We start from the raw sequence: 23,351 nt of genomic DNA, 5'->3' as shown, positions 1-23,351 counted from the left end.
GGGTCGGCCGGATCCCCTGCGATTCAGTCGCGCGAGGGCGGGGCGGTGCTCTCCCGGACGATGAGTTCGGTCGCCAGCTCGACCCGATGCTGATCCAGGGACTGACCTGCGGCAAGGTCGATGATCATCCGCGCGGCGGTCACCCCCATCCGCTCCAGCGGCTGGCGCACCGTGGTCATCGGCGGCCCCGACCAGCGGCTGAAGGAGAGGTCGTCGAAGCCGACCACGCTCAACTCGTCCGGGATGCGTACGCCGGCCCGGCGGGCCGCCTCGTAGACGCCGAGCGCCTGGAGGTCGTTCGCCGTGAAGATCGCGGTGGGCGGGTCGGGCAGCGCCAGCAGTTCCCTGCCGTCGGCCAGGCCGCCCTCGACGTAGAGGGTGCTGATCCGGACCAGGTCGGGGTCGACCGCCACGCCCGCCGCGTCCATCGCCGCCCGGTAGCCGTCGAGCCGCGCCCGGCAGCACGGCCACTGCGTCGGCCCGCTCAACATCGCGATCCGCCGGTGCCCGAGGTCGAGCAGGTGCCGCGTGGCGGCGAGCCCGCCGTTCCAGTTCGTCGCCCCGACCGACGGGGTCTGGTGCAGCGGCTCACCCGTCGGATCCAGCACGACGAGCGGGATGGAGCGGGTGGCGAGCTGCGACTGCTGCGCGACGGTCAGCTCGGAGAAGACCGCGATCACCCCGGTCGGGCGCCGGGTCAGGACCTGCTCGGTCCAGGCCCGGCCCGGGGTCAGCCGCCCCTGCATCTCGGTAAGCACGACGGCCAGGTCGTGCTCGCGTGCCACCTTCTCGACGCCTCGGATGATCTCCAGGGCCCAGAGGCTCTCCAGGGCGTGGAAGACCAGCTCGACGATGGCGACCGAGGTCGAGCCGACCGGCCGCCGGTAGCCGTGCTCCCGCAGGATCGCCTCGACCCGCTGCCGGGTCTCCAGCGCGACCCCGGTCTGCCCGTTGATGACCCGGGACACCGTCGGCGCGGAGACCCCGGCCATCCGGGCGATCTTGGCGACGGTGAGCACCCTGCCGCGCCCGCCCCGGGCCGCCTGCGGGTTGGTGCCGGTCATCGCCGCAGCCTACGCGAATATCGACCGACGGCACCGTCCCGCCGTCCGGCCCTCCGGCGTCCGGCCCTCCGCCGTCCAGCCCTCCGGCGTCCGGCCCTCCGCCGTCCAGCCCTCCGGCGTCCAGCCCTCCGCCGTCCAGCCCTCCGCCGTCCCGCACCCGCCCCGGGCCTCGCGCCGGCACCTCGCCGCGACCGGCTCAGCGGTCGGTGGGGCGGGCCAGCCGGTCGAACCAGTCGCGCGCCGCCGCCACCCCGCCGCCACCGCCGAGCGCCACCATCAGCGCCACCCGCGCCTTGGCGGCGGGCAGGCCCCGCGCCCCGATCGCACCGATCCGGGCGGCGAGCCCGGCACCCGGTGGCAGCTCCGCCAGGGCGGCCGTCCGGGTACGGGCCCGGGACGCCACCACCACCGGGATGTCCCAGCCGGTCAGCTCGGCGATCACGGCGAAGAGGCCGGCCGGCACGTTCCCCGGCCCGGTCCCCTCCAGTACGACACCCCGGGCGCCCGCGTCCACGACCGCGGTGAGGAGTCCGGCGACCATCCCCGGATAGGTCTTCACCAGCGCCACGTCGGGTTCCGGCTCGCCGCCCGCCTCCGGTGGCCGGGGCGGGGCCGCGCCCAGCAGCTCGACCCGGGCCCCGGCAATCCGTCCGACCGGCGCGAACGGTGCGGAGGAGAACGCCCGGACGGTGGTGGCGTCGACCAGGCTCACCCAGCGGGCGGCGTGCAGTTCGTCGTCCAGACAGGCCACCGCACCGAGCCCGCGCAGTGCCGGGTGGGCGGCGGCAACGATGGAGTTGGCCAGGTTGCGCGGGCCGTCGGTGGAGAGTTCGTCGAGCTGCCGCTGGGCTCCGGTGAAGACGATCGCACCCCGCCGGGCGGCCGGACCGGCCAGCAGGTCGGCGAGGTAGGCGCTCTCCTCCAGGGTGTCGGTGCCGTGGCTCACCACCACGCCGTCGAACCCGTCCGCCAGGATGGCCGTCCTGATCCGGCGGGCGAGGCCGAGCATCGTGCCCGGGCTGGTGTCCCAGCTCGGCTCGGCGAGCACGTCCTCGACCGTCACCTCGGCGCCGAGCCGATCCGCCGGGATCGTCGCGACCAGCTCCGCGCCGGACGCGACGCCCTCCCGGCCCGGCGCCGTCGCGTAGGCGATGGTGTCCTTCGTCGCGAGCAGCAGCACCCGGTCGGCCACCTCTGATCCCTCCCTGGTCCGGGCCGCCCACCGGTGCGGCGGGCGGCCGATGACGGCGACCGGCCGCTACGGCAGGTCGCCCAGTAACGGCAGGTCACCCAGTAACGGCACGACGAGCAGCAGCAGGAAGATCAGCGTCGCCGCGACGGCGGCCAGGATCCTGGGCACGTCGATGAGGCCGATCAGTCTCCGCCGGTCCCGCCGACCCGCTCCTCCAGCCGTTCGAGGCGCGTGACGATCGGCTGGAGTTCCCGGCGTACGGCGGCGGTCAGCAGTGCGGCGATCTCCGGCGACGCCCCGGCGGTGCTCGCGGTCGACGGCGCTCCGGCGGCGTTCCCGGGGGACGGTGCGGTGCCGGCGGAGCCCGCCTGCGCCGCCGTCTGCGCCCGGAGGTGTACGTAGCCGGCGAGGGCCGCCGCCACCGCCCGGCGGGTCAGCCGCAGCTCGGCGCCGAGCGACCGGAGCAGTTGGCCACCGCCGCCGTCCGGCTCGGCGATCAACCCGAGCAGCAGGTGCTCGCAGCCGACGTAGTTGTGCCCGAACGCCGTCGCCTCGGTGACGGCCAGCTCCAGGGCGTTCGCCGCCGGCCCGCTGAAGCGCAGGGCGTCGTCCGGATCGGCACCCGGCTCGGCGGCCGGGCGACCGGCGAGGTCCCGGGCCAGCCGTTCCGGCTCGATCTCCTCGGTGCGCAGCACGCGCAGGGCCAGGTTGGTCCCCTCGGCCAGCATCCCGGCGAGCAGATGGGCGCTGCCGACCGACGCCGAGCCGTCCGCGCGGGACCGTTCGACGGCCATCAGCACCGCTGCGCGGGCCCGCGGGGTGAAGTGCGGCAGCCGGGCGGCCAGGTCGGCGTCGTCCAGCTCGCCGAGAGCGGTCTCCCGGATGGCGGTGACCCGGCGTACGGCCTGTTCGAGGGCGCGCTGGCAGACCGCCGAGACGGGAATCCCGGCGACCCGCACCGCCTCGGCCAGCTCGTCGGGGAGATAGACGTTGATCTTCGGCATCGCGGATCCCTTCCTCGGCACCCAGTACTACCCCCACTATAACCCCAAGGGGGTTATCAAATATCCCCGTCGGGGATTCTCCGCCTGCGCTAGGCTGGACCAACTGGATCGGAGCGACGAGAGTCGATCGGAGTGACACGGATGGCGACGGTGGGGCGGCGAGCTAGTTCCGCCGAGCTGGGAAACGAGGACAGCGTCCTCGCCTGACCCCCTCGGCCCGGCTCGGCGCACGCCCTCTCGGCCTCGACCATCCGCTCATCGCGCGAACGCATCCGGACGGAGATCGCGAGGACCCCGTACGGCTTCCGCCGTCCTGGGCTCCGGTGCGCGTTCGCCAGCGACCCGACAGGCGAACCAATGCGATCCTCCGACATCCGCCGGACCTTCCTCGACTACTTCACCGCACGCGGCCACACGCCCGTGCCGTCCAGCCCGCTGATCCCCGACGATCCGACACTGCTGCTCACCATCGCCGGGATGAACCAGTTCACGCCGTACCTCCTCGGCGACGCCACGCCGCCGGCGCCCCGGCTGACCAGCGTGCAGAAGTGCGTACGCACCAGCGACATCGACAACGTCGGCCGGACGACCCGGCACGCGACCTTCTTCGAGATGCTCGGCAACTTCTCCTTCGGCGACTACTTCAAGGCCGACGCGATCACCTACGCCTGGGAGCTGCTGACCCGGCACTACCGGCTCGACCCGGACCGGCTCTGGATCACCGTCTACACCGACGACGACGAGGCGGTCGGGCTGTGGCGCCGGGTCGGCGTGCGGGACGACCGCATCCAGCGGCTCGGCACCGCCGACAACTACTGGTCGATGGGGGTGCCGGGACCCGCCGGCCCCTCCTCGGAACTCTGCTACGACCGGGGGCCGGCCTTCGGTGTCGAGGGCGGCCCGGCGGCCGACCCCGAGCGGTACGTCGAACTCTGGAACCTGGTCTTCATGCAGGATCTCCGGGGCGAGGGCGGAGTCAAGGAGGACTTCCCGATCCTCGGCGCCCTGCCGAGCCGCAACATCGACACCGGCCTCGGCCTGGACCGGCTCGCCGCGATCCTCCAGGATGTCGAGACGGTCTGCCAGACCGACCTGCTCGCCCCCACCCTGGCGCTGGTGCAGGAGCGTGCCGGACGCCCCTTCCCCGGCCGGGACGGCAGTGACGCGTCCGTCTCCTTCCAGGTGGTCGCCGAACACGCCCGTACCACGGCGTTCCTGATCGCCGACGGCGTGCTTCCCGGCAACGAGGGGCGCGGCTACGTGCTGCGCCGGATCATGCGCCGGGCGATTCGGCACGCCCGCTCGCTCGGCATCGACGCGCCGGTGCTGGGCGCGGTCACCGGCAGCGTCGTGGCGAACCTCGGCGGGGCGTGGCCGGAACTCGCCGCGCAGCGCGGCCTGATCGAGGCGGTCACCACCCGCGAGGAGGAGAGTTTCACCGGGACGCTCCGGCAGGGCGGCCGGCTGCTCGACGCGGCGATCGGCCGGGCCCGGCAGGCGCACTCCGGCCGGCTGTCCGGCGAGACCGCCTTCGAACTGCACGACACCTACGGCTTTCCGATCGAACTCACCGTCGAGGCGGCGCGGGCGGCCGGGCTCGACGTCGACGAGGAGCGATACGCGACCCTGCTGGACGCGCAGCGGCGCCGGGCCCGCGAGGGTGGCCGGGGTCGGGACGCGGCGACGCGGCGCCGGACGGAGAGCTACCGGGAGCTGCTGGCCCGGCACGGGCCGACCGACTTCGTCGGCTACACCGACGACTCCACCGAGACCGAGCTGCTCGCGGTGCTGGCCGACGGCCGCCCGGTCGGCTCCGCCGGCGAGGGCGACCGGGTCGAGCTGGTGCTGCGGCGCAGCCCGTTCTACGCCGAGTCCGGCGGCCAGCTCGGCGACGGCGGGCGGATCCGGACCGCCGACGGCGCCCTCGTCGAGATCACCGACACCCGGTACGGGGTCGCGGGCCTGCACGTACACACGGGTCGGGTCGGGCATGCCGAGCTGCGACCCGGCGACCCGGTACTGGCCGAAGTGGACGGTGCGCGGCGGGCGGCGACCGCACGTTCCCACTCGGCGACCCACGTGCTGCACGCGATGCTGCGCCGGGTGCTCGGCGGGCACGCCCGGCAGCAGGGCTCGCTGGTCGCGCCCGGCCGGCTGCGGTTCGACTTCACGCACTTCGCCCCGGTCGACCAGAACGAGCTCGACACCATCGGCACGCTTGTCGACGACTATCTGCTGACCGACCCGGAGGTGCGGGTCTGGCAGGCGAGCCGGGCCGAGGCGGAGGCGGCCGGCGCGATCGCCTTCTTCGGCGACCGGTACGGCGAACAGGTCCGGATCGTCGACATCGGCGACGCGTCCCGGGAACTCTGCGGCGGTACGCACGTCGGGCACGGCACCCAGGCAGGGCCGGTACGGATTCTCGGCGAGTCCTCCGTCGGCGCCGGCGTACGCCGGATCGAGGCGCTCACCGGCGGCGACGCGCTCCGGTACGCCGACACCGAACGGCGGATCCTCGCCGAGGTCGGCCGGCTCGTCGGCGCCCGCCCCGAGGAGCTGGTCGCCACCCTGGCCAGGCGACTCGACGCGCTCGCCACGGCCGAGGCGGCGCTGCGCCGGCACCGGCGCGACGAACTCGACTCGATCGCCGGGGCGCTGCTCGGGCGACGCCGCCCGGTCGGCGCCGGCTGGCTGGTCAGCGACCGGCGCGACGACCTGACCCCCGCCGAACTTCGTACGGTGGCCGGCGGTGTCCTGGCGCGCAGCCCGGCCGGCACCCCGATGGTCGTGGTCCTGGCGACCGCACAGGAGGGCCGGGCGCAGCTCGTCGCCGGCCTGGACCGGACGCTGCTGGACCGGGGCGCCCAGCCCCGCGACCTGCTGGCCGAGGCGGGTCGGTTGGTCGGCGGCGGTGCCGGTGGCACGGGCGGCCTGGCCAACGCGGGCGGGCGGCACGCGGACCGGATCGGTGCGGCACTGTCCCGGGCCGAGGCGGCGGCACGCAACCTGCTCGGCAGCCACCCCGACCGGTAGCGCCAGGATGTCCCGTGCCGCTCCCGCCCCGGAGCGGCGCGGGACCCCCTCCGCCGGTCGTCGTCGCGCGGCTCAGACCTGCCCGGGATAGAAGCCGTGCCGGGCGAGCGGGCCGATCAACTGCGCTTCCTCGTATGCGAAGTGCGAGAGCAGGGTGTCGGTGAGCAGGTCGATCGCCTCGGTGATCGGGCCGTGGTCGGTGGGGTTGCGGGCCAGGTGCACCAGTGCCGCGTCGATCCCCTCCAGGACCTCGTGGATGGCGAGATGCTCCTCGTGCAGCCGGTCCAGCACGGCCACCAGGTCCGGTTGGCTGCGCCGCAGGTGCGGGAAGATGGCCTGGCTCTCCATCGTGTGGTGGTTCGCCACCGAACGGCACTGTGCCTGGCAGACCCCGCCGAGTGTCCAGTCGTTGGCCCGGATCGTCATCATGTTGAGCTGGTCGCGGGCGTCGCCGACCTGCGTCGCACCCTCCTTGACCTGCTGGAGGATGTCCCGGACCTGGCGCAGCTCCGCCCGGTAGTGGTCGTGCACGTCGACCAGGTGCTGGCCGACGTACCGGCCCCGGTGGGTGAAGGTGACCTCCGGGGGCGGCTCGGGGGCGACCGGCCGGGTCGCCTCGTCCAGCACGCTCTTGGGGCTGAGCCGCTCGTCCGGCGGGACGGTCGGCAACACGCCGGTCCGCCGGGTCAGCCAGTCGTTCTCGGTGGTCATGACCTGCCTTCCGCGATCTTCCGGAGGCGTCGATTATCCGCCATCCCGACCCAGGTCATGATCGGCAGGGTCGCCGCGGGTGGACCTACCCCAGGCCGGGTCAGCCGGCCCGCGCCGCCCGCCACCGCCGGGCCGCCCGGCGCTGCTGGATCTCACCGCTCGCCTGCTGCCGGGCGTTCCCGCTCCCGGCCGCTCCACCCCGCTTCCCCGTCGTGGGCGGCAGCCATCGGTGGAGCTGTGCGGCACGACTGGCGGCGGCGAACGCCTCCTCGCGGAGGCTGCGGGCCGCGGCGGCGGCCACCTCGGCGTCCCGCCACGCGGCCTGTTCCCGCTCCTCCGCCGCGCGGTGCGCGGCCAGCAGGGTGTCCCGGGCCACCCGGCGCAGCACGATCTCCTGCTCGGCCGGGTGCCGCCTCGGGTCCCAGCCGTTCCGGTTGGCCAGCGCGTCGCTCAGGTGCAGTACCGACAGCTCGTGCCGGGTGGCCGCCGCCATCGCGGCGCGGTGCAGGAAGCGCTCCCGCTCGGCGTACTCGGCCGGGGTGCGCGGCGTACGCGGCTCGGGCAGCAGCGCGGCGGCGTCGACCCGGCGGGCGGCTGCGTCCGCCTCCTCGTACCGGCGCCAGGCCGCCTCGGCCGCCTCCTGCGTCGCCAGCCACTCGTCCCGGCGCCGCTGGGCGGTGACGGTGGACCGCTCGGCGGCCACCGCGACCTCCTCGGCGTAGCGGTGCAGTTCGGCCGCTCTGGCGGCCAGCCGTTCCCGGCGTCCCTCGGCATCCGCGGACGCCACGTCGTAGCCGGTCGCGTCCCGCTGGTCGGGTGTGTGCCCACGCGGGCGCGCGATCAGCCAGATTCCGGCCGCCAGAGCGAGCCCGACCACGGCGAGCCAGAACGTGGTGGAGGTGATCACCTCGGTCAGGAAGTTGTACAGCAGGTCGTTCATCAGGGGCACCTCGCGGGGTGGACGTTGCGAACGGGGGTCGGCGAGACCGGACCGGACGCCGTCTGGTGCGGCCGGCCCTCAGCGGAGCGGAGGCGCGCGCGGCCCGATGGCCCGCACGTACGCGTCGCCGGCCGGCCGTGCCCCGCCCCCCGGCCCGGCCACGGGCCGATCCGGCCGCTCGACGAGCAGGCCGGCCCGGACCAGCACGGTCGGCACCACCGAGCCGGCAAGGGTCCGCCGCTCCGTCGCGGCCGACTGCTCGACCCCCGCCGACGGCCGCTCGGCCACCAGTGCCTGCTCCCGCCCTGCTGCCTGCTCCCGTCCGGCGCGATGCACGCTCGACGTCGGCGCGTCCACAGTCGACTCAGCGGCAGCGGGCGGGCCCGGGGTCGCCGCCGCGGCCGGACCGGCGGAAAGCGCGGTCCCGGCCCCACCGGCGCCGAGCAGCAGGCCCATCAACACCAGAGCGGTCACGAACCGCACCGACCGGCACGCTATCCACCACACGGGGCGGACCAACGCGACGGAGAGCATCCACCCAAACTACCTCGGGCCCCGCGCACCCGCTCGTCGAGGAGTTCGCCGGTGACCGACGTCAGTAGATGGCTGTGCCAGCTAGCTGACTGTGCTACTTTCTTCGCCGTGGATCAGGAGCGCCGTGGCCAGTGGCTGCGCGGGGTGCTCGACCTATGCGTCCTCGCCCTGCTGCACCGCCGGGAGTCCTACGGATACGAGCTGGCCCAGTCGCTGGACGCGGCCGGCATCGGCCCGATCCAGGGCGGCACCCTCTACCCGGTGCTGCTCCGGCTGCAACGCACCGGCCTGGTCAGCGCCGAGTGGCGGGAAGGGGCCGCCGGGCCGGCCCGCAAGTACTACCGGATCACTCCGGTCGGCGTCGAGACGTTACGCCGGACCGCCGTCGACTGGGACGCCTTCTCCGGCGGGGTGGGGATGGTCCTGCGGGAGGTGCAGAAGCGATGAACCACGACGGATGGTTGCACGCACTCGCCGGTGAGCTGCACCGGCGCGGCGTCGACCCGGACCTCTCGCGGCATGTGGTCGCCGAGGCCGCCACCCATCTGCGGGACAGCGGCGAGCCGCCGTCGCGGGTCTTCGGAGCGCCGGCGGCGTACGCCACGGCGGTGGCCGAGAGCGTCGGCGCAGCACAGCCGGGCCCCGGCACTCCGCAGCCGACCGTGGGGGTGGCCCGGGTGGCGGCGCCCCCGGCGACGCGCGGCTACGGCCCGGTCCGGTTGGAGGTGCGCGGGATCACCAAGCGCTACCGTCGGCGGCCGGTGCTGACCGGTGTCGACCTCACGGTACGGTCCGGCGAGATCGCCGCCGTGGTCGGCGCGAACGGCGCCGGCAAGAGCACCTTCCTGCGCATCTGCGCCGGCCTGCTCAGCCCGGACTCCGGCCGGGTCCGGGTGCACGGCACCCTCGGCTACTGCCCGCAGTCCGGCGGCACCAGCGACTTCCTCTATCCGGAGGAGCACTTCGCGCTGGTCGGCGCCGGGCGGGGGCTGCGCCGCGCCGACGCCCGCGCGGCCGGCCGGGCGCACGCCGCCGCGCTGGACTGGGACGCCGCCGGCCGCATCCAGGCCCGGCACCTCTCCGGCGGCACCCGGCAGAAGCTCAACCTGGTGATGGCGGCGCTCGGCGAGCCGGACGTGCTGCTGCTCGACGAGCCCTACCAGGGCTTCGACCGGGGCACCTACCTCGACTTCTGGCAGCAGCTCTGGCACTGGCGCGCGGAGGGCCGGGCGATCGTCGTGGTGACACACCTGCTCAACCAGCTCGACCGGGTCGACACCGTGCTCGACCTGACACCGGCCCGGGAGATGTCCGCATGACCAAGATCTGGACGGTGGCGGAGCTGGCGCTGCGCGAGGTGCTCCGCCGCCGGGGCGTGCTCGTGATCCTGCTGCTCTTCCCGCTCGCCTTCTACGCCAGCCGCCGGGACGACCACGCCGGCCAGTCGATCCGGTTCGTCTGCCTCGGGTTGAGCTGGGCGCTGAGCACCGCCGCGCTCTTCGCCGGCAGTGCCGCCCGGAGCATCGAGCCCCGGCTGCGGCTCTCCGGCTATCGCGCGCACCACCTGCACCTCGGCCGGTTGCTCGCGCTGTGGACGGTCGGCGCCGTGCTCTCGCTGCCGTACTTCCTGCTGGTCCGCTTCGACCAGGACAACGTCCGGTACGGCGCCATCGCACTGATCATGGCCTTGACCGTCGCCACTGCGGTGCCGTTCGGGCTGGCGCTGAGTGCGATCCTGCCCCGCGAGTTGGAGGGCACCCTGGTGCTGTTGATCGTGGTCGGGCTCCAGATGGTGATGGACCCGGCGGACACCGCCGCTCGTGCGCTGCCGTTCTGGTTCAGCCGCGAGATCGGCACGTACGCGATCGACCACACCGACAGCGGTTATCTGGCGCGCGGCCTGGTGCACGGTGTGGTCCTGACCGTCACGCTCACCGCCCTGGTGGCGGCGGCCTCCGGCATCCGGCTGCGGCAGCGCCGCCACCTGAGCTTCGAGTGACGGCCGGGTCAGCCGTGCCGCTTCGCCAGGCCGACGAACGCCTGCCACGCCTCGGGGCCGAAGGCCAGGGTGCCGCCGTCGCGGTCCTTGGTGTCCCGGACCAGCACCCGGCCGGACAGGTTGTCGGCCACCTCGATGCAGTTGCTTGCGCCGGTGCTGCGGGTCGACGTCCGCCAGCGGGGGATGTCTACGTCCATGTTTCCATCGCCTTCCTGAGCAGTTCGAGGCTGGCGCCCTGCGGTAGAGCGTACTCGCGGATGGCCTCCCACTGTCGCTCCAGGACGGCTATCCCGGCGTGGTCCTCCACCACGATGCTCTCGCCCGGCGCGTCCTTCACGCCCACCGTGCGCCCATGCACGGTGGCAAGCGCGATCGGCCCGTCCAGACCGGCGTACGCGCCGACGTGGGACGGCACCACGAAGATGCTGATGTGCGGCCGGGCACACGCGTCGACGATCGCACGCAGTTGTTCGTGCATCACCGCCTCGCCACCCACCGGGCGGTAGAGGGCACCCTCGTCGAGGACCACGACCACCCGGGGCGGGTCTTCCTCGCGGGTCACGACCTTGCCTTGGGCAAGCCGGGTGGCTACGGCTTCCTCCAAGGCCGCGCCCGACTTGGTGGTGCCGATGACAGCGCGGGCGTACCCCTCGGTCTGGAACGGTCCCGGCATCACCGCGAGTTCGAAGTAGCGGATCATCGACGCCTCGCGCTCGTATTCGAGCCAGGGACGCAGCCACACGGGTGCCTTCTCGTCCAGCACGAACTCCTGGTAGAAGTCGAGCAGACCCGTCCGGTACACCCGGTCCACCGGCCCCAGATAGTCGGGCAGCGCGGGGCGCTCGCCGCGCTCGACGGCGCCGACATGGGACGCCGAGAAGTGGACGCGTTCCCCCCACGCCTCCTGAGTAAGCCCGAGGGATTCACGCACCCTGCGCAGCTCCCCTATCAGATAACGGCTGCCGCTCATAGACCTTCACGTCCCCCAATCCGTCTCAATGAACCCCCGAGCGCGCACGCGGCCACCCAAGGCACTCTCGGTGACCCCCCCGTCCCCCCGGGTTACCGGCCATCTTCCGTCGCTGGTGACCCATAGTCCAGGGTGGATTCCGGGCACCCCGCTAGCGAATTGCCCTCCAGGGGTGCTAACGACGGGAGGTACGACATGAAGCATCTGCGCGAGGCGAAGCCCCGCCACCGCCGGGCATGGTGGCGACTCTGGCGCTACTGCCGATGCGGGCACCGCTGGATCTGTCCGGACTCGAATCTGCTGACACCCGTGCCCTACCAGCCGACCGCGCCGGTCTACCGGGACTGCTGGTCCACGCCGCGCAGCACGCCCATCACGCTGACCGAGGCCGAGGCGGTCGAGATCCTGACGCTGGCGGATCCCCCACCACCGGCCCGGCCCGGCAACGGGCGACCCCGGTGGGACGCGCCGACGCACTCGCACCTGAACAACGGCCGGGCCGGCACCCTGACCCCGGCCCGGCAGCGCCGCTCCCGGTCCGGCGCCGGGATCTGACCCGTGATCGGGCCGTGGGCACGGTGGGAACGGCACGCCGCACGACGCCGCACGAAAGCGGCCCGGATGGCCCGCGCGGCCCGCCCGGCCCCCGTGCCGGGCGGGCACGAGCCCGACGGGCGATACCAGTGCAGGGCGTGCGAGTACACGCCCTGGCCGTGCGAGACCGCGCGGATGGATCTCCTGACGGGCTTCGGCGGAGACCGCGTGGCCCTGCTGACGTATCTCGGAGTGCACCTGACCCGAGCACTACAGGCGCTACCCGACACGCATCCCGCCCTGGTCGTCAGCCAAATCATCTACTGGGTGCCCCGGCGCCGGCCCTGATCTTCCACCCATCACCGGTAAGACCCACGGCCCGCCCTGGGCTCCCGCCCTGGGCTCCCGCCCCGGGCTCAGGGTTCGGGCTGCGGCGCGGGCGGGTCGAGCAGCAGGGCGAGCCGGTCGACGCTGAGCGCGCTGACCAGCAGCCGCTCCTTGCGGTTGCCGAGCAACCGACTGGTCCAGTCGACGAAGCCGCCGTCGCCGAGCTCGACCCGCTCGCCGTCGAGTACCGCCCCGATCTTGAAACACCAACCCGTGTAGTAGCCCCGGCCGCCGGAGCGGTCCGGGTCGTCGCGCAGCACGACCTTGGGATGGTCGGCGAGGGCGGCCCGAGCCGCCTCGGCGATCGGTGCCGCCGACGGCTCCAGCACGGTGATGGCGACCTCGACCGTCTGCACCCCGGCGGCCTCCAGCGCCGTGCAGAGGATCCGTAACTGCTCGCCGCAACTGCGCCGCTCGAACGCCAGGCTGCCGGTGTCCCGGCCGGCGGTGACCAGGGCGAAGAGGTTGAAGTGGGCGAACCGGCCGGCACCGGCGAAGCGCTGGGCCCGGATCACCCGTTGCAGGGTCGCCAGCCGCACCGGCGGCGCGGAACGGCCGTGCCGGGCGAGCAGCTCCCGGCGTCGGACCGCCGCCTCCAGCGCGAGGCCGTTCGTCGGATCGGCCGCCACCTCACTGCCCCGGATGGTGGCGAGCACGTTGTTCTGGTTGACGCCCGCGACCGCGGAATGGGTGCCGAGCGGCACCACCGGGGCGAGGGTGAGCAGTTCGAACCGGTCCGGAAGGGCAGAGAGCAGCAGATCCTCGGCCCGGCGCAGCCTGCGGAAGCCGGCCGGGGCGGGTGCCACGAAGCGGTCCTCGGCGTACCGGCGCAGCACGTCGGCGGGGGTGAGGAACCCGGCCCGGGTCCGGAACGCGGCCAGCAGCAACGTGACCAGGTCGGAGCCGGAGAGCCGTACGCCCAGGATGTTCAGGATCTCGGCACCGCCGGCCTGGCGTAGTACGCGGGCCAGCGCGGCACCCTCCACCGTGTCAGGATCCGCCATCGCATATCGCTATCACGACGGATCGCCGTCCACCACCCGCATTTCAGGCCCGGCAGGTCACCGGTCCCCACCCCGTCCGTCGCGGGCGACCGGGCCGCGTGCCGGCAGGCGCTCAGCGGGTTCGATGTGGACCCGGCCCCGGCCGAACGCGTCGGTCCGGCCCCAGCGCCCGAGGATGTCGATCAGCTCGACCCGGCCGAGTTCCTCCGGGATGGCCGGGTCGATGGTCAGGTGATCCTCGTGCGGGCGCAGCCCGAGCATGGTACGCAGCAGCGCCAGCGGGGTGCCGGCCGACGATGCGTGCGGGCTGCACGCCCGTGGATACTGCACCGGATACCTGGTGAGCTGCCGGTCGTAGCCGGCAAACGCCTCCGGCATCCGTGCACCGAAATACCGCGACGCCTCCAGCAGGCCCATCGCCAGCCGGGCCGCCTCCTCGACGAAGCCGTACCGGCGCAGGCCGAGGGCGATTATCGAGTTGTCCCACGGCCAGATCGCGCCGGTGTGGTAGCCGATGGGGTTGTAGCGGGCCTGGTCGTCGGCGAGCGTGCGGACGCCCCAGCCGGAGAAGAGCGGGCGGCTGAACAGGTGGTCGACCACCTGCCTGGCCCGGGACTCGTCGACGATGCCGCTCCAGAGCAGGTGTCCCATGTTGGAGGCGAGTGCGTCGACCTGACCGCCCTCGGCATCGAGCGCGAGCGCGTAGTAGCCACGCTCGGCGATCCAGAAGTCCCGGTTGAACCGGGCGCGCAGGTTGGCCGCCTCCCGCTCCAGCCGGTCCGCGTACGCCGGGTCGTTCCAGAAGCGGCGGGCCAGCCGGGCGGCCCGCATCTTCGCGTCGTACGCGTAGCCCTGCAACTCGCAGGTCGCCCGGGGTGTGCCGGGCAGCCGCCCGTCTGCGTACGAGATGGCGTTCCAGGAGTCCTTCCAGCCCTGGTTCTCCAGCCCTCCCGGGCTGCGGCGCTCGTACCAGACGTAGCCGTCGTCCATCAGGTTGCCGTACGAGTCGATCCAGGCGACCGCCTGCCGGGCCTCGGATTCGAGATGCCGTACCGTGTCGGCGTCCCCGGTCCACCGCTCGTACTCGTCCAGCAGGATCACGAAGAGCGGCGTGCAGTCCGCCGTGCCGTAGTAGGTGGTGTACGGGCTGTCCTCGAACCCGCCCGGTTCGCCGTACCGGATCTCGTGCAGGATCTTGCCCGGCTCCTCGTCGCGGAAGTCGTCGATCCGGCCACCCTGGAGCAGACCGAGCACCCACAGCGCGCTGCGGGCGAGTTGCGGCTTGAACGGCAGCGCCTGGAAGCCGGTGATCAGGCTGTGCCGGCCGAAGATCGTCATGAACCAGGGCAGCCCGGTCGCCGTCAGCCGCACCTGGCTGGTCAGCCCGGTGTACTGCAACGCGGCGAGGTCGACCAGGCTCTGCCGGTAGACGTCGGCCAGCGGCTCGCAGTCGCAGGTGAGTTTCGGCGCCTGCGCCAGCCACTCGCGCAGCTCCCGCCGCTTCTCCGGGCGGGTCTGCTCGTAGCCGCGCAGGTTCTCCCGGACGTCGCGGCCACCCGCGCCGAGGATGACCCCGACCACCTGGAGGGTCGTGGACCACGCCCCGTGCGCGCCGAGTTCGATCCGGAAGGTGAGCCCGTGCTCGTCGATCTCGGCGGGCTCGCTTGTGGAGACGACCGTCTCGGAGACGTGCCGCTCCCGGTCGCGGCGCAGCCGGAGCCGGCCCGGCTCCACGAACCTGCGCGCCCGGCCGGGCAGCGATCGCGCCTCCCGGGCGTCGAAGATGTCGGCGAAGTCGCAGTCGACCTCGACCCGGAGAGTGAGCTCCACCGGCTCGTCCCGGTGGTTGAGGACGGTCAACTGTTCCTCGAACGCACCGCTGAGCGACCGGTGCCGGATCACCGACGTCTTCGCGTCCACGTAGTGGGTCGGCTCGCCCGGCACCAGGAAGAAGCGGCACTCGAAGTACTGCAGGTCGTCCACGGAGAGGGCGTGCAGCCGCTCGCCGTCGACGGTGAGTACCCACCTGGAGAGGAAGCGGGTGTCCCAGGCGAAGAGTCCGGACGGATAGTCCGGGGACGGGTCGACGTCGCCGCGGGAGTCGCTGAGCATGAACGTGTTGCCGTCCAGGATGTCCACGAGCTCCTTCACGGCACCGGCTCCCCGTCCCGCAGCCCTCTCCGGCCGGCGAACCGCTCCCGGATCCGCTCCCGGGGATCGCGGGTGCCGGGCGGTGGCGGGAAGACCCGCCGGAACATCAGCAGCAGCGGCAGGCTGCCCTGCACCGTCAGCTCGTTCCGGTTGTACGCGGCGACCACCTGTGCCTCACCGGTCGCGAACCGGTCGAAGAGCGCCTTCTCGGCACCGACGACGCAGTCGGCGTCCCGCCGCTCGTGCGAGACCAGCACGTTGCCCCGGTTGATCGCGACGAACCAGTGCTCGACCCCGCCGTCCCGGCCGAGGTCGAACCGGATGGTTCCCCTGGCCTTGGTGGGCAGGATCTCCGGCCCGCTCTGCTCGAGCCCGGCGAAGAACTCGGCGGTCGGATCCGCCATCGGATGCCGCCTCCCCTCTGGTTCGTCCCGTCCGTGCGCCACGACGGCCACGACTGGTCGCTACGGCTGCGACTAGTCCGTCAGGTGCGGTGGCGTCCGGCTGTGTTCGGCCCGGCCCCGGCCGAAGGCGTCGATCAGGCCCCAGCGCCCCGGAATGTCCAGCAGTTCCATCCGGCCCATCGACGCCGGCAGGGCCGGGTCGACCACCAGGTGCTCGCCGTGCGGGTCGAGGCCGAGCAGGGTCCGGATCATCAGCATCGGCGTGCCTGTCGACCAGGCCTGCGGGCTGCACGCCGTCGGATACTGCACCGGGTACTTCGTCAGCGCCCGGTCGTAGCCGGCGAACGCCTCCGGTAAGCGGCCGGCGAAGTAGCGTCCCGCCTCGATCATGGCTTCCGCGATCTGGCCCGCCTCGTGCCGGAAGCCGTAGCGGCGCAGGCCCCAGGCGATCAGCGAGTTGTCGAACGGCCAGACCGTGCCGACGTGGTAGCCGATCGGGTTGTACCGGCCCTCTCCCTCGGCCAGGGTGCGCACCCCCCAGCCGGAGAAGAGCCGGGGACCGAGCAGGTGCTCGGCCACCTTCGCGGCCCGGTCGTCGTCGACGATCCCGCTCCACAGCAGGTGCCCCATGTTCGACGAGAGCGCGTTGACCTGGCCGCCCTCGGTGTCCAGGGCGAGCGCGTAGTACTCGCCGTCGGCCACCCAGAAGTCCCGGTTGAACCGCTGCTTCAGCTCCATCGCCTCCCGCTCCAGCTGGTCGGCGAAGACCGGGTCCTGCCAGACCTCGCGGGCCAGCCGGGCGCTGCGCATCTTGGCGTCGTAGGCGTAGCCCTGGAGTTCGCAGGTGGCCCGGGGAAACGCCGGCAGCCGCCCGTCGGAGTACGAGATGGCGTCCCAGGAGTCCTTCCAGCACTGGTTCTCCAGGCCGTTGCGCAGGTTCCGCCGCTCGAACCAGATGTAGCCGTTGCCCATCAGGTCGCCGTACCGGTCGATCCAGCGCAGCGCGGCGTGTGCCTCGTGCTCCAGCGTCTCGACCAGCTCGACGTCCCCGGTCCAGCGCTCGTACTCGTCGAGCAGGATCAGGAAGAGCGGGGTGGAGTCGGCCGACCCGAAGTAGGCGGAGTGCGGCTGCTCCTCGAACGCGGAGGACTCGCCGTACCGGACCTCGTGCAGGATCTTGCCGGGCTCGCGCTCGCGGAAGTCGTCCAGCGTTACCCCCTGGGTGGTCGCCAGGTAGCGCAGGGTCCGGCGGGCGAGCTCCGGGGTGAAGGGCAGCGACTGCAGGCAGGTGATCAGACTGTCCCGGCCGAACATGGTCATGAACCAGGGCAGGCCGGCGGCGGGCAGCGAACCCTCGGAGATCAGCGGCGAGTAGCGCAGCGCGGCCAGGTCGACCAGGCTCCGCTCGTACGTCTCCTTCAACGGGTCGCTGTCGGTGTGCAGCTTCGGCGCCCGCGAGAGCCAGGTGTCCAGGTCCCGACGCAGTTCCTCAGGGGAGCGGCTCTGGTGCCGCTGGATGCTGAGCCGGATGTCCCGGCCCCCGGCGCCCTCCACCAGGGTCTCGACCCGGAGCCGGGTCCGCCACTGCCCGTGCGCGTCGATGCGCAACGCGAAGGTGAGGCCGTGCTCGTCGAACTCGGCAGGCGCGCTGGAGGTGATGACCGACTCCCGGCGGAAGGTCTCCCGCTGGTAGGTGAGGCGCAGCCGGTTCTCCTCCACGGTCGCGGTGGTCTCGCCCACCTTCTCCCGCACGTCCTTGATCTCGAACAGGTCGGCGAAGTCGCTCTCCACACTGATCCGGACCGTCAACTCGGCCGGCGTGTCCTGGTGGTTGAGGACGGTGAGATCCTCCACGAAGCTACCGCCGACCGTCCGGTGCCGGATGATCGACAGCTTGGCGTCCACGTAGTGTGTCGGTTCCCCCGGCACCAGGAAGAACTGCGACTCGAAGTACTGCAGGTCGTCGACGGAGAGCACGTTGAGCCGGGCACCGTCGACGGTCAGCTCCCACTTCGACAGGAACCGTGTGTCGAAGGAGAAGAGTCCGGTGGGGAAGGTCGGCGACGGGTCGATGTCCCCCCGGTTGTCGCTGACCACGAAGGTGTTGCCGTCGAGGATGCTCACCAGTGGTTTCATTGCCGCTGCCCCCGCTGTCGTACCCAGTCCTGCGGTTCGTGTGCGCCGGGCGGGCCGGGCACCAGGTGGTGCAGGTAGCTGTAGAGGGCGATCTTGCCCTCCACGGTGACCCGGTTGCGCAGCAACGCTGCCAGCGGGTTCGCCTCGCCCGCGGCGATCCGGTTGAAGAAGGGCCGGTCGGTCCGGACGGTGCAATCCGCCGGGCGGTCGGCCTGGGTGGCGCTCACGCTGCCGGCACTCATCACGAGCAGCCAGACGTCGTCGCCGTCGTCCGACTCGAGTTCGAAGCGGATGGTCCCGCGGACCCGGCTCAGCAGCGGGTCCGGCGGCCGGTGGTTGAGCCCCTCGAAGAACTGGGTGGTCGGATCCATCGCACCGCCTCTCCCTCGCGCCGTAGCCCGACGAGCCCGGGGACGCCGTTGTCGCCCGGACCCGTCGGGCCGCTCTCAGTTGTTCGGTTCATCGGCGCTGATGTCGGCGAGCACGGACTGCGGCTCGCGCTCGACCGCGAGGTCACCGAGGGAGACCAAGCCGATCAACCGACCGTCCTCGACAACCGGCAACCGGCGTACGCCGTAGGTGCGCATCAGGTCGGCGGCGGCGACCGCGTCGTCGTACTGCGTCACGGTGATGACGTCCTGGGTGAGGATCTGGTTGAGGGTGGCGCTGGACGGGTCCAGTTCCTCTGCCACCCCGCGAACCGTGATGTCCCGGTCGGTGACGATGCCTATCACGTCGTCCCCGTTGGTGACGATTACGTCGCCGATCGCGCTGTCCCGCATCTCCTGGGCGGCGGCGGTGAGCGTGTCGCCGCCGTCCATGGTCACCAGGCGGGTCGTCATGAACTCTCCGACGGTCGTCATCCTGCTCCCCTCTCCATGTCGGCCGTCGCGGTCTACCCGGGCAGACCGCGACGTAACGCCGCACGACGAGAGCTGAGAAGACCGGCCGGAATCCGGGCTCAGGCGGGCCTGAAACGGTCAGGCGCGCGGTGGTGCGCCGTACACCCGGTCGACCGGGAGCCGGAGCACCAGCCGGCGGTCGGCCACCATCGCCCGGCGGTAGTCGTCCCAGTCCGGGTGCTCGCCCCGGACCGCCCGGTAGACGTCGATCAGCTCCTCGACGGTCGGGTCGGTCGGCTCGGCGGCCTCCGGGGTCAGCTCGGCGACGCCCTCGACGACCGCGTACGCCCAGCCGTCCGGGGTGCTGACGTGGAAGCTCGCCCGGGGGTCACGCCGCAGGTTGGCGGTCTTGGCCCGGTCGCCGGTGACGGAGACGCGGATCAGCCGGCGCTCCGGGTCGTAGGTGTAGCTGACGTTGGAGAGCTGTGGCCGGCCGTCCCGCTTGAGCGTCGCGAGCACGCCGAGCGCACCGTCCCGGATGATGCCGAGCAGCGCCTGTTCCGTGCGTCCGTCCACCACGCTCACCTCCCGAGGGCGAGTCGAGCCTAGCCCGCAGCGAGCAGCTCGGCGATCTGCACTGCGTTCAGCGCCGCCCCCTTGCGCAGGTTGTCGTTGGAGCAGAAGAACGCCAGCCCGTGCTCGACCGTCTCGTCGACCCGGATCCGGCCCACGTACGTCGGATCCTGCCCGGCCGCCAGCAGCGGGGTCGGCACGTCGGCCAGCGCCACCCCGGGCGCCCCGGCCAGCAGCTCGTGGGCGCGCCGCGGGGTCACCGGGCGGGCGAAGCTGGCGTTGACCTGCAACGAGTGCCCGGTGAAGACCGGCACCCGCACGCAGGTGCCGGAAACCCGCAGCTCGGGGATCTCCAGGATCTTGCGGCTCTCGTTGCGGAGCTTCTGCTCCTCGTCGGTCTCGGCCGACCCGTCGTCGACGACCGATCCGGCCAGCGGCAGGACGTTGAAGGCGATCGGTGCGGCGTACTGCCGGGGGGCCGGGAAGTCGACGGCCCGGCCGTCGTGGGTGAGCGCGGCGGCACCGTCGGACACCTTGCGGACCTGCTCGTCCAGCTCGGCGACGCCGGCCAGGCCGGAGCCGGAGACCGCCTGGTAGGTCGCGACCACCATGCTGAGCAGGCCCGCCTCGGCGTGCAACGGACGCAGCACCGGCATCGCCGCCATCGTGGTGCAGTTGGGGTTGGCGATGATCCCCCTGGGGCGTACGGCGGCGGCGTGCGGGTTGACCTCGGCGACCACCAGGGGCACGTCGGGATCCATCCGCCAGGCCGAGGAGTTGTCGATCACCACGGCGCCGGCCTCGGCGACCCGTGGCGCGAGTGCCCTGCTCGTGCCCTTTCCGGCTGAGAAGAGCGCGATGTCCAGCCCGCCGTAGTCGGCGGTCTCCGCGTCCTCGACGGTGATCTCACCGTCGCCCCAGGGCAGGGTGCGCCCCGCCGAGCGGGCCGAGGCGAAGAGCCGCAGTTCCTCCACCGGAAACCGGCGTTCGGCGAGTATCCGCCGCATCACGCCACCGACCTGCCCGGTGGCCCCCACAATGCCGATCCTCATACCGCGAGGCTACCCAGCCGGCCGGGCGGCCCGGCAACGCGATCACCCGACCGCCCAGCATCCGGGCCGCCCCACGCGGCGCGGACCGGATCAGCCGGCGGCGTCGACCACCTCGCCGATGCCGCTGGCGACCAGCTCGTCCCGGATCACCGCCGCGTCACCCTCGACCACCAGGGTCAGGCCCTGCGGATGCAGGTGTGTCGCGGCCGCCGCCGAGACCGCCGGCTCGCCGGTGGAGAGCAACCGCTCGCGCAGCGTCGCGTGGTAGTCGTCCGGCAGGCCGTGCACGACAAGCGTGGCCAGGGCGCTGGCGATGGCCCGGGGCGTCTGCAACTCCACCGAGAGCTGCCCGGCCCGCCAGGCGCGGGCGACCGCCAGCTCCGGCTCGGTCACCCCGGCGTCCCGGGTACGGGTGATCTCCCCGACCGCGTCCACCAGTGCCGGCGCGGTCACCGCGGTCTGCACCCCGGAGCTGACCACGAAGCGCCCGAACCGGCGGGAGTGGCCGAACTCGGACCTGATCCCGTAGGTGTAACCGCGCACCTCGCGGATCAGGTGGTTGAGCCGGGAGGTGAACGCCCCGCCGAGCACCGTGGCGGCCAACGTCATCGGCACATGGTCGGGATGCGCCCGGTGCGGCGCGGTGTGCCCGAGCCGCAGCGTGGACTGGACCGAGCCGGGCCGGTCGACCAGGATGATCCGCCGCTCGTCGCGCACCGCCACCCCGAGCACCGGACCGGCCGGCTCGGCCGCACCGGAGGCACCGGCGAACGCCGCAGCGCCGAGCGCGTCGAGGTCGATCCGGTCGAGGTCGCCGACGACCAGCAGGGTGCCGAGCCGGGTCAACCACTCGGCATGGAACGACGTCACGTCCGCCACGGTGACGGCGGCGACCGACTCCGGATCGCCGTCCATCGGGCGGCCGGGCCGCTGGTCGGCGCCGAAGAGGTCGGCCCGGAGCGCCGCGTCCGCCCGGGGGCCGGGGTTGGCCCAGTACATCCGCAGCGCGGTGACCTCGTCGTCGCGTACCCGGAGGATGTCCGCCGGGTCGAGGCGCGGGGTGCGGACGGCCTCGGCCAGCAGCTCCACCGCGGCCGGCAGCCGCTCCACCGGCACCTGGACACCGACCTGGAACGCGTCCCAGTCGGTGGAGATGGTCAGGTCGGTGCCGAGCCCCTCCAGCGCCAGCGCGTACGCCGTGGAGTCCCGCCGGGTCGTCCCCTCCTCCAGCGCCTTGGCCAGCACTCCGGAGAGCCCTTCCCGGCCGACCGGCTCGCGCCCGGCGCCGCCGTCGAGCAGCAGCACCGCGACGGCGAGGTTGTGCCCGGGCAGGTGGGCGGCGACCACGTCGCCACCGGCCACCGTCTGCCGGACGACCCGGGGAAAGGCGTACGGCCGCGCGGTGCCGGTCGGCGGCCGTTCCGCGATCAGGATGGGGCCGGGCTCGGTGGTCATGACACGCTCTCCTGGGTCTCTTCGGTCTCCTGGGCCTCCTGCGTCTCCCGGGTCTCCGGCAGGTAGCTCAGGGTGGCCCGCTCCTCGGGACGGAGCAGTTCGGCGGCGAGCGTGCTCACCTGCTCGGCGGTGACCGCGAGCAGGGCCGGCAGCCGGTCGGCCGCCCGCGCCGGGTCGCCGAGCTGGACGGCGTGCCGGCCGAGGATGTCGGCCCGCCCGTCCACGCTGGCGAGCTGCCGCCACCAGGCGGTGGTGAGCAGCGCCCTGGCCCGGTCGAGCTCGGCCTCGGTGACCCCGTCGGCCAGCCCGTCCAGCACCTCGACCAGCCCCGCCTCCAGCCGGTCGGCCGGCACCCCGTCCCGGGCGGTGGCGGTGACGATCAGCGGGGCCGGCGCGTACGCCAGGTCGACGCCGAACGCACCGACGCTTTCCGGCTGGGCGAGCCGGGCGCCGTCGGCGAGCCGCTGGTAGAGCCGGCTGCCCCGACCGCTGCCGAGCACCGTCGCGAGCATGGTCACGACGTCGTAGCCGGGACTGCCGAACGGGTGGGTCCGGTGCGCCAGATAGACCCTCGGGGCCGGCACGTCGGCGGTGACGGTCTCCCGAACCGGGGCGCCGGTGGCCGGTACCACCCGGCCGTCCGGGGCCGGCGGGATGTCCGACTGCGGGACGAGCCGGCCGAAGTAGCGCTCGGCGAGCGCGAAGACCTCCTCGGCCGAGGCGTCCCCGGCGACCGTCAGCACGGCGTTGTTCGGCGCGTAGTAGGTGGTGTGGAAGGCCTGGAAGGTGGCGAGGTCGGCGGCGTTCAGGTCCGCCATCGAACCGATCGTGGCGTGGTGGTAGGGGTGGCCGGGCGGATAGAGCAGCGGCAGCAGGCGCAGCCAGGCGTCGCCGTAGGGGACGTTCTCGTAGCGTTGCCGCCGCTCGTTCTTCACCACCTCGCGCTGGTTGTCCAGGGTCTCCTGGGTCAGCGCCGGCACCAGGCCGCCCATCCGGTCCGCCTCCAGCCAGAGCGCGAGCTCCAGGTGCTCCGACGGCAGCGTCTCGAAGTAGTTTGTCCGGTCCGGATTGGTGGTGGCGTTCAGCGAGCCACCGGAGCCCTGCACCAGTTGCATGTGCTCGGTCTTGGCCACGTTGACCGAGCCCTCGAACATCAGGTGTTCGAACAGGTGGGCGAAGCCGGTCTGGCCGTCGGGCTCGTGCCGCGAGCCGACGTCGTACCAGAGGTTCACGGCGACAACGGGCGCGCTGCGGTCCTCGCTGACCACCACGCGCAGGCCGTTGGCCAGGCGGGTGGTCTCGATCGGCCAGGGATAACCGGTCTCGGGCATGGCCACGACGCTATCCGATGGACCACCCCCGCCGG

Annotated in this window: 23 protein-coding genes; 5 read left to right on the top strand and 18 right to left on the bottom strand. The window is 73.0% G+C overall.

Translation table 11 applies throughout. The annotated features are described in order from the left end of the window. Positions 1 to 23: 23 nt before the first annotated feature. From ACN28C_RS11960 to ACN28C_RS11950, 3 genes are all read right to left on the bottom strand, one after another. A complete protein-coding gene (locus ACN28C_RS11960) occupies positions 24 to 1,064 on the bottom strand; it encodes a LacI family DNA-binding transcriptional regulator (RefSeq protein WP_422773558.1) in 1,041 nt (346 codons plus the stop codon). Between the two features lie 196 nt (positions 1,065 to 1,260). Next, positions 1,261 to 2,256, bottom strand: a complete 996-nt coding sequence (locus ACN28C_RS11955) for an asparaginase (RefSeq protein ID WP_422773557.1) — start codon at positions 2,254 to 2,256, stop codon at positions 1,261 to 1,263. Between the two features lie 182 nt (positions 2,257 to 2,438). Further along, entirely contained in the window at positions 2,439 to 3,260 is an 822-nt protein-coding gene (locus ACN28C_RS11950; protein ID WP_422773556.1) for a Clp protease N-terminal domain-containing protein, read from the bottom strand. A 357-nt stretch (positions 3,261 to 3,617) separates the two neighbouring features. On the opposite strand from ACN28C_RS11950, the gene alaS reads away from it, so the two are divergent. Further along, positions 3,618 to 6,293 carry an alanine--tRNA ligase gene (alaS, locus tag ACN28C_RS11945; protein ID WP_422773555.1) on the top strand — a complete coding sequence of 892 codons (2,676 nt, stop codon included), beginning with the start codon at positions 3,618 to 3,620 and terminating at the stop codon, positions 6,291 to 6,293. Between the two features lie 72 nt (positions 6,294 to 6,365). On the opposite strand, the gene ACN28C_RS11940 is transcribed toward alaS, so the two are convergent. The 3 genes from ACN28C_RS11940 to ACN28C_RS11930 all read right to left on the bottom strand — a co-directional run bounded on the left by ACN28C_RS11940 (position 6,366) and on the right by ACN28C_RS11930 (position 8,427). After that, a complete protein-coding gene (locus tag ACN28C_RS11940) occupies positions 6,366 to 7,004 on the bottom strand; it encodes a hemerythrin domain-containing protein (RefSeq protein ID WP_422773554.1) in 639 nt (212 codons plus the stop codon). A 100-nt stretch (positions 7,005 to 7,104) separates the two neighbouring features. Continuing rightward, positions 7,105 to 7,944: a hypothetical protein gene (locus tag ACN28C_RS11935; RefSeq protein WP_422773553.1), complete on the bottom strand. Its 840-nt coding sequence runs from the start codon at positions 7,942 to 7,944 to the stop codon at positions 7,105 to 7,107. A gap of 78 nt (positions 7,945 to 8,022) precedes the next feature. Continuing rightward, positions 8,023 to 8,427 (bottom strand): hypothetical protein, encoded by a 405-nt coding sequence (locus ACN28C_RS11930; RefSeq protein ID WP_422773552.1) that lies wholly within the window; start codon positions 8,425 to 8,427, stop codon positions 8,023 to 8,025. A gap of 159 nt (positions 8,428 to 8,586) precedes the next feature. Between ACN28C_RS11930 and ACN28C_RS11925 the strand changes: the two genes are divergently transcribed. From ACN28C_RS11925 to ACN28C_RS11915, 3 genes are read left to right on the top strand one after another with little or no spacing between them, the layout of a single operon-like run. Beyond that, positions 8,587 to 8,925 carry a PadR family transcriptional regulator gene (locus ACN28C_RS11925; RefSeq protein ID WP_422773551.1) on the top strand — a complete coding sequence of 113 codons (339 nt, stop codon included), beginning with the start codon at positions 8,587 to 8,589 and terminating at the stop codon, positions 8,923 to 8,925. Beyond that, the gene (locus tag ACN28C_RS11920) at positions 8,922 to 9,797 is read left to right on the top strand and encodes an ATP-binding cassette domain-containing protein (protein ID WP_422773550.1); all 876 of its coding nucleotides are present in this window, start codon (positions 8,922 to 8,924) and stop codon (positions 9,795 to 9,797) included. Before ACN28C_RS11925 ends, ACN28C_RS11920 begins: the two co-directional genes overlap by 4 nt. Then, a complete protein-coding gene (locus ACN28C_RS11915; protein WP_422773549.1) occupies positions 9,794 to 10,477 on the top strand; it encodes a hypothetical protein in 684 nt (227 codons plus the stop codon). Before ACN28C_RS11920 ends, ACN28C_RS11915 begins: the two co-directional genes overlap by 4 nt. Positions 10,478 to 10,485: 8 nt before the next feature. On the opposite strand, the gene ACN28C_RS11910 is transcribed toward ACN28C_RS11915, so the two are convergent. Both ACN28C_RS11910 and ACN28C_RS11905 read right to left on the bottom strand, forming a co-directional pair. Beyond that, positions 10,486 to 10,674, bottom strand: a complete 189-nt coding sequence (locus ACN28C_RS11910; RefSeq protein WP_422773548.1) for a DUF397 domain-containing protein — start codon at positions 10,672 to 10,674, stop codon at positions 10,486 to 10,488. Then, entirely contained in the window at positions 10,665 to 11,408 is a 744-nt protein-coding gene (locus tag ACN28C_RS11905; protein WP_422773547.1) for a helix-turn-helix domain-containing protein, read from the bottom strand. The genes ACN28C_RS11910 and ACN28C_RS11905 overlap by 10 nt, the downstream gene beginning before the upstream one ends. A gap of 234 nt (positions 11,409 to 11,642) precedes the next feature. Between ACN28C_RS11905 and ACN28C_RS11900 the strand changes: the two genes are divergently transcribed. Further along, positions 11,643 to 12,002 carry a hypothetical protein gene (locus ACN28C_RS11900; protein WP_422773546.1) on the top strand — a complete coding sequence of 120 codons (360 nt, stop codon included), beginning with the start codon at positions 11,643 to 11,645 and terminating at the stop codon, positions 12,000 to 12,002. 395 nt (positions 12,003 to 12,397) lie between these two features. On the opposite strand, the gene ACN28C_RS11895 is transcribed toward ACN28C_RS11900, so the two are convergent. The 10 genes from ACN28C_RS11895 to ACN28C_RS11850 form a co-directional block, all read right to left on the bottom strand. Beyond that, positions 12,398 to 13,372 (bottom strand): hypothetical protein, encoded by a 975-nt coding sequence (locus ACN28C_RS11895; protein WP_422773545.1) that lies wholly within the window; start codon positions 13,370 to 13,372, stop codon positions 12,398 to 12,400. A gap of 57 nt (positions 13,373 to 13,429) precedes the next feature. Continuing rightward, positions 13,430 to 15,523 carry a glycogen debranching N-terminal domain-containing protein gene (locus tag ACN28C_RS11890; RefSeq protein WP_422773544.1) on the bottom strand — a complete coding sequence of 698 codons (2,094 nt, stop codon included), beginning with the start codon at positions 15,521 to 15,523 and terminating at the stop codon, positions 13,430 to 13,432. After that, positions 15,520 to 15,927, bottom strand: a complete 408-nt coding sequence (locus ACN28C_RS11885) for an SCP2 sterol-binding domain-containing protein (RefSeq protein WP_422773543.1) — start codon at positions 15,925 to 15,927, stop codon at positions 15,520 to 15,522. The genes ACN28C_RS11890 and ACN28C_RS11885 overlap by 4 nt, the downstream gene beginning before the upstream one ends. A 72-nt stretch (positions 15,928 to 15,999) precedes the next feature. Then, the gene (locus ACN28C_RS11880; protein WP_422773542.1) at positions 16,000 to 18,063 is read right to left on the bottom strand and encodes a glycogen debranching N-terminal domain-containing protein; all 2,064 of its coding nucleotides are present in this window, start codon (positions 18,061 to 18,063) and stop codon (positions 16,000 to 16,002) included. After that, positions 18,060 to 18,434 (bottom strand): SCP2 sterol-binding domain-containing protein, encoded by a 375-nt coding sequence (locus tag ACN28C_RS11875; RefSeq protein WP_422773541.1) that lies wholly within the window; start codon positions 18,432 to 18,434, stop codon positions 18,060 to 18,062. Before ACN28C_RS11875 ends, ACN28C_RS11880 begins: the two co-directional genes overlap by 4 nt. 75 nt (positions 18,435 to 18,509) lie before the next feature. Further along, the gene (locus ACN28C_RS11870) at positions 18,510 to 18,926 is read right to left on the bottom strand and encodes a CBS domain-containing protein (RefSeq protein WP_421494899.1); all 417 of its coding nucleotides are present in this window, start codon (positions 18,924 to 18,926) and stop codon (positions 18,510 to 18,512) included. Between the two features lie 117 nt (positions 18,927 to 19,043). Continuing rightward, positions 19,044 to 19,481 carry a PPOX class F420-dependent oxidoreductase gene (locus ACN28C_RS11865; RefSeq protein WP_422773540.1) on the bottom strand — a complete coding sequence of 146 codons (438 nt, stop codon included), beginning with the start codon at positions 19,479 to 19,481 and terminating at the stop codon, positions 19,044 to 19,046. A gap of 29 nt (positions 19,482 to 19,510) precedes the next feature. After that, positions 19,511 to 20,530 carry an aspartate-semialdehyde dehydrogenase gene (locus tag ACN28C_RS11860; protein ID WP_422773539.1) on the bottom strand — a complete coding sequence of 340 codons (1,020 nt, stop codon included), beginning with the start codon at positions 20,528 to 20,530 and terminating at the stop codon, positions 19,511 to 19,513. Positions 20,531 to 20,620: 90 nt separating this feature from the next. After that, entirely contained in the window at positions 20,621 to 21,985 is a 1,365-nt protein-coding gene (locus ACN28C_RS11855) for a M16 family metallopeptidase (RefSeq protein ID WP_422773538.1), read from the bottom strand. Continuing rightward, entirely contained in the window at positions 21,982 to 23,316 is a 1,335-nt protein-coding gene (locus ACN28C_RS11850; protein WP_422773537.1) for a M16 family metallopeptidase, read from the bottom strand. Before ACN28C_RS11850 ends, ACN28C_RS11855 begins: the two co-directional genes overlap by 4 nt. Positions 23,317 to 23,351 lie beyond the last annotated feature (35 nt).

The sequence above is a fragment of the Plantactinospora sp. WMMC1484 genome (assembly GCF_049315195.1).
GTDB lineage: Bacteria > Actinomycetota > Actinomycetes > Mycobacteriales > Micromonosporaceae > Plantactinospora.
The sequence above is the reverse complement of the archived record's forward strand: the minus strand, read 5'-3'. Positions and strand labels throughout refer to the sequence as shown.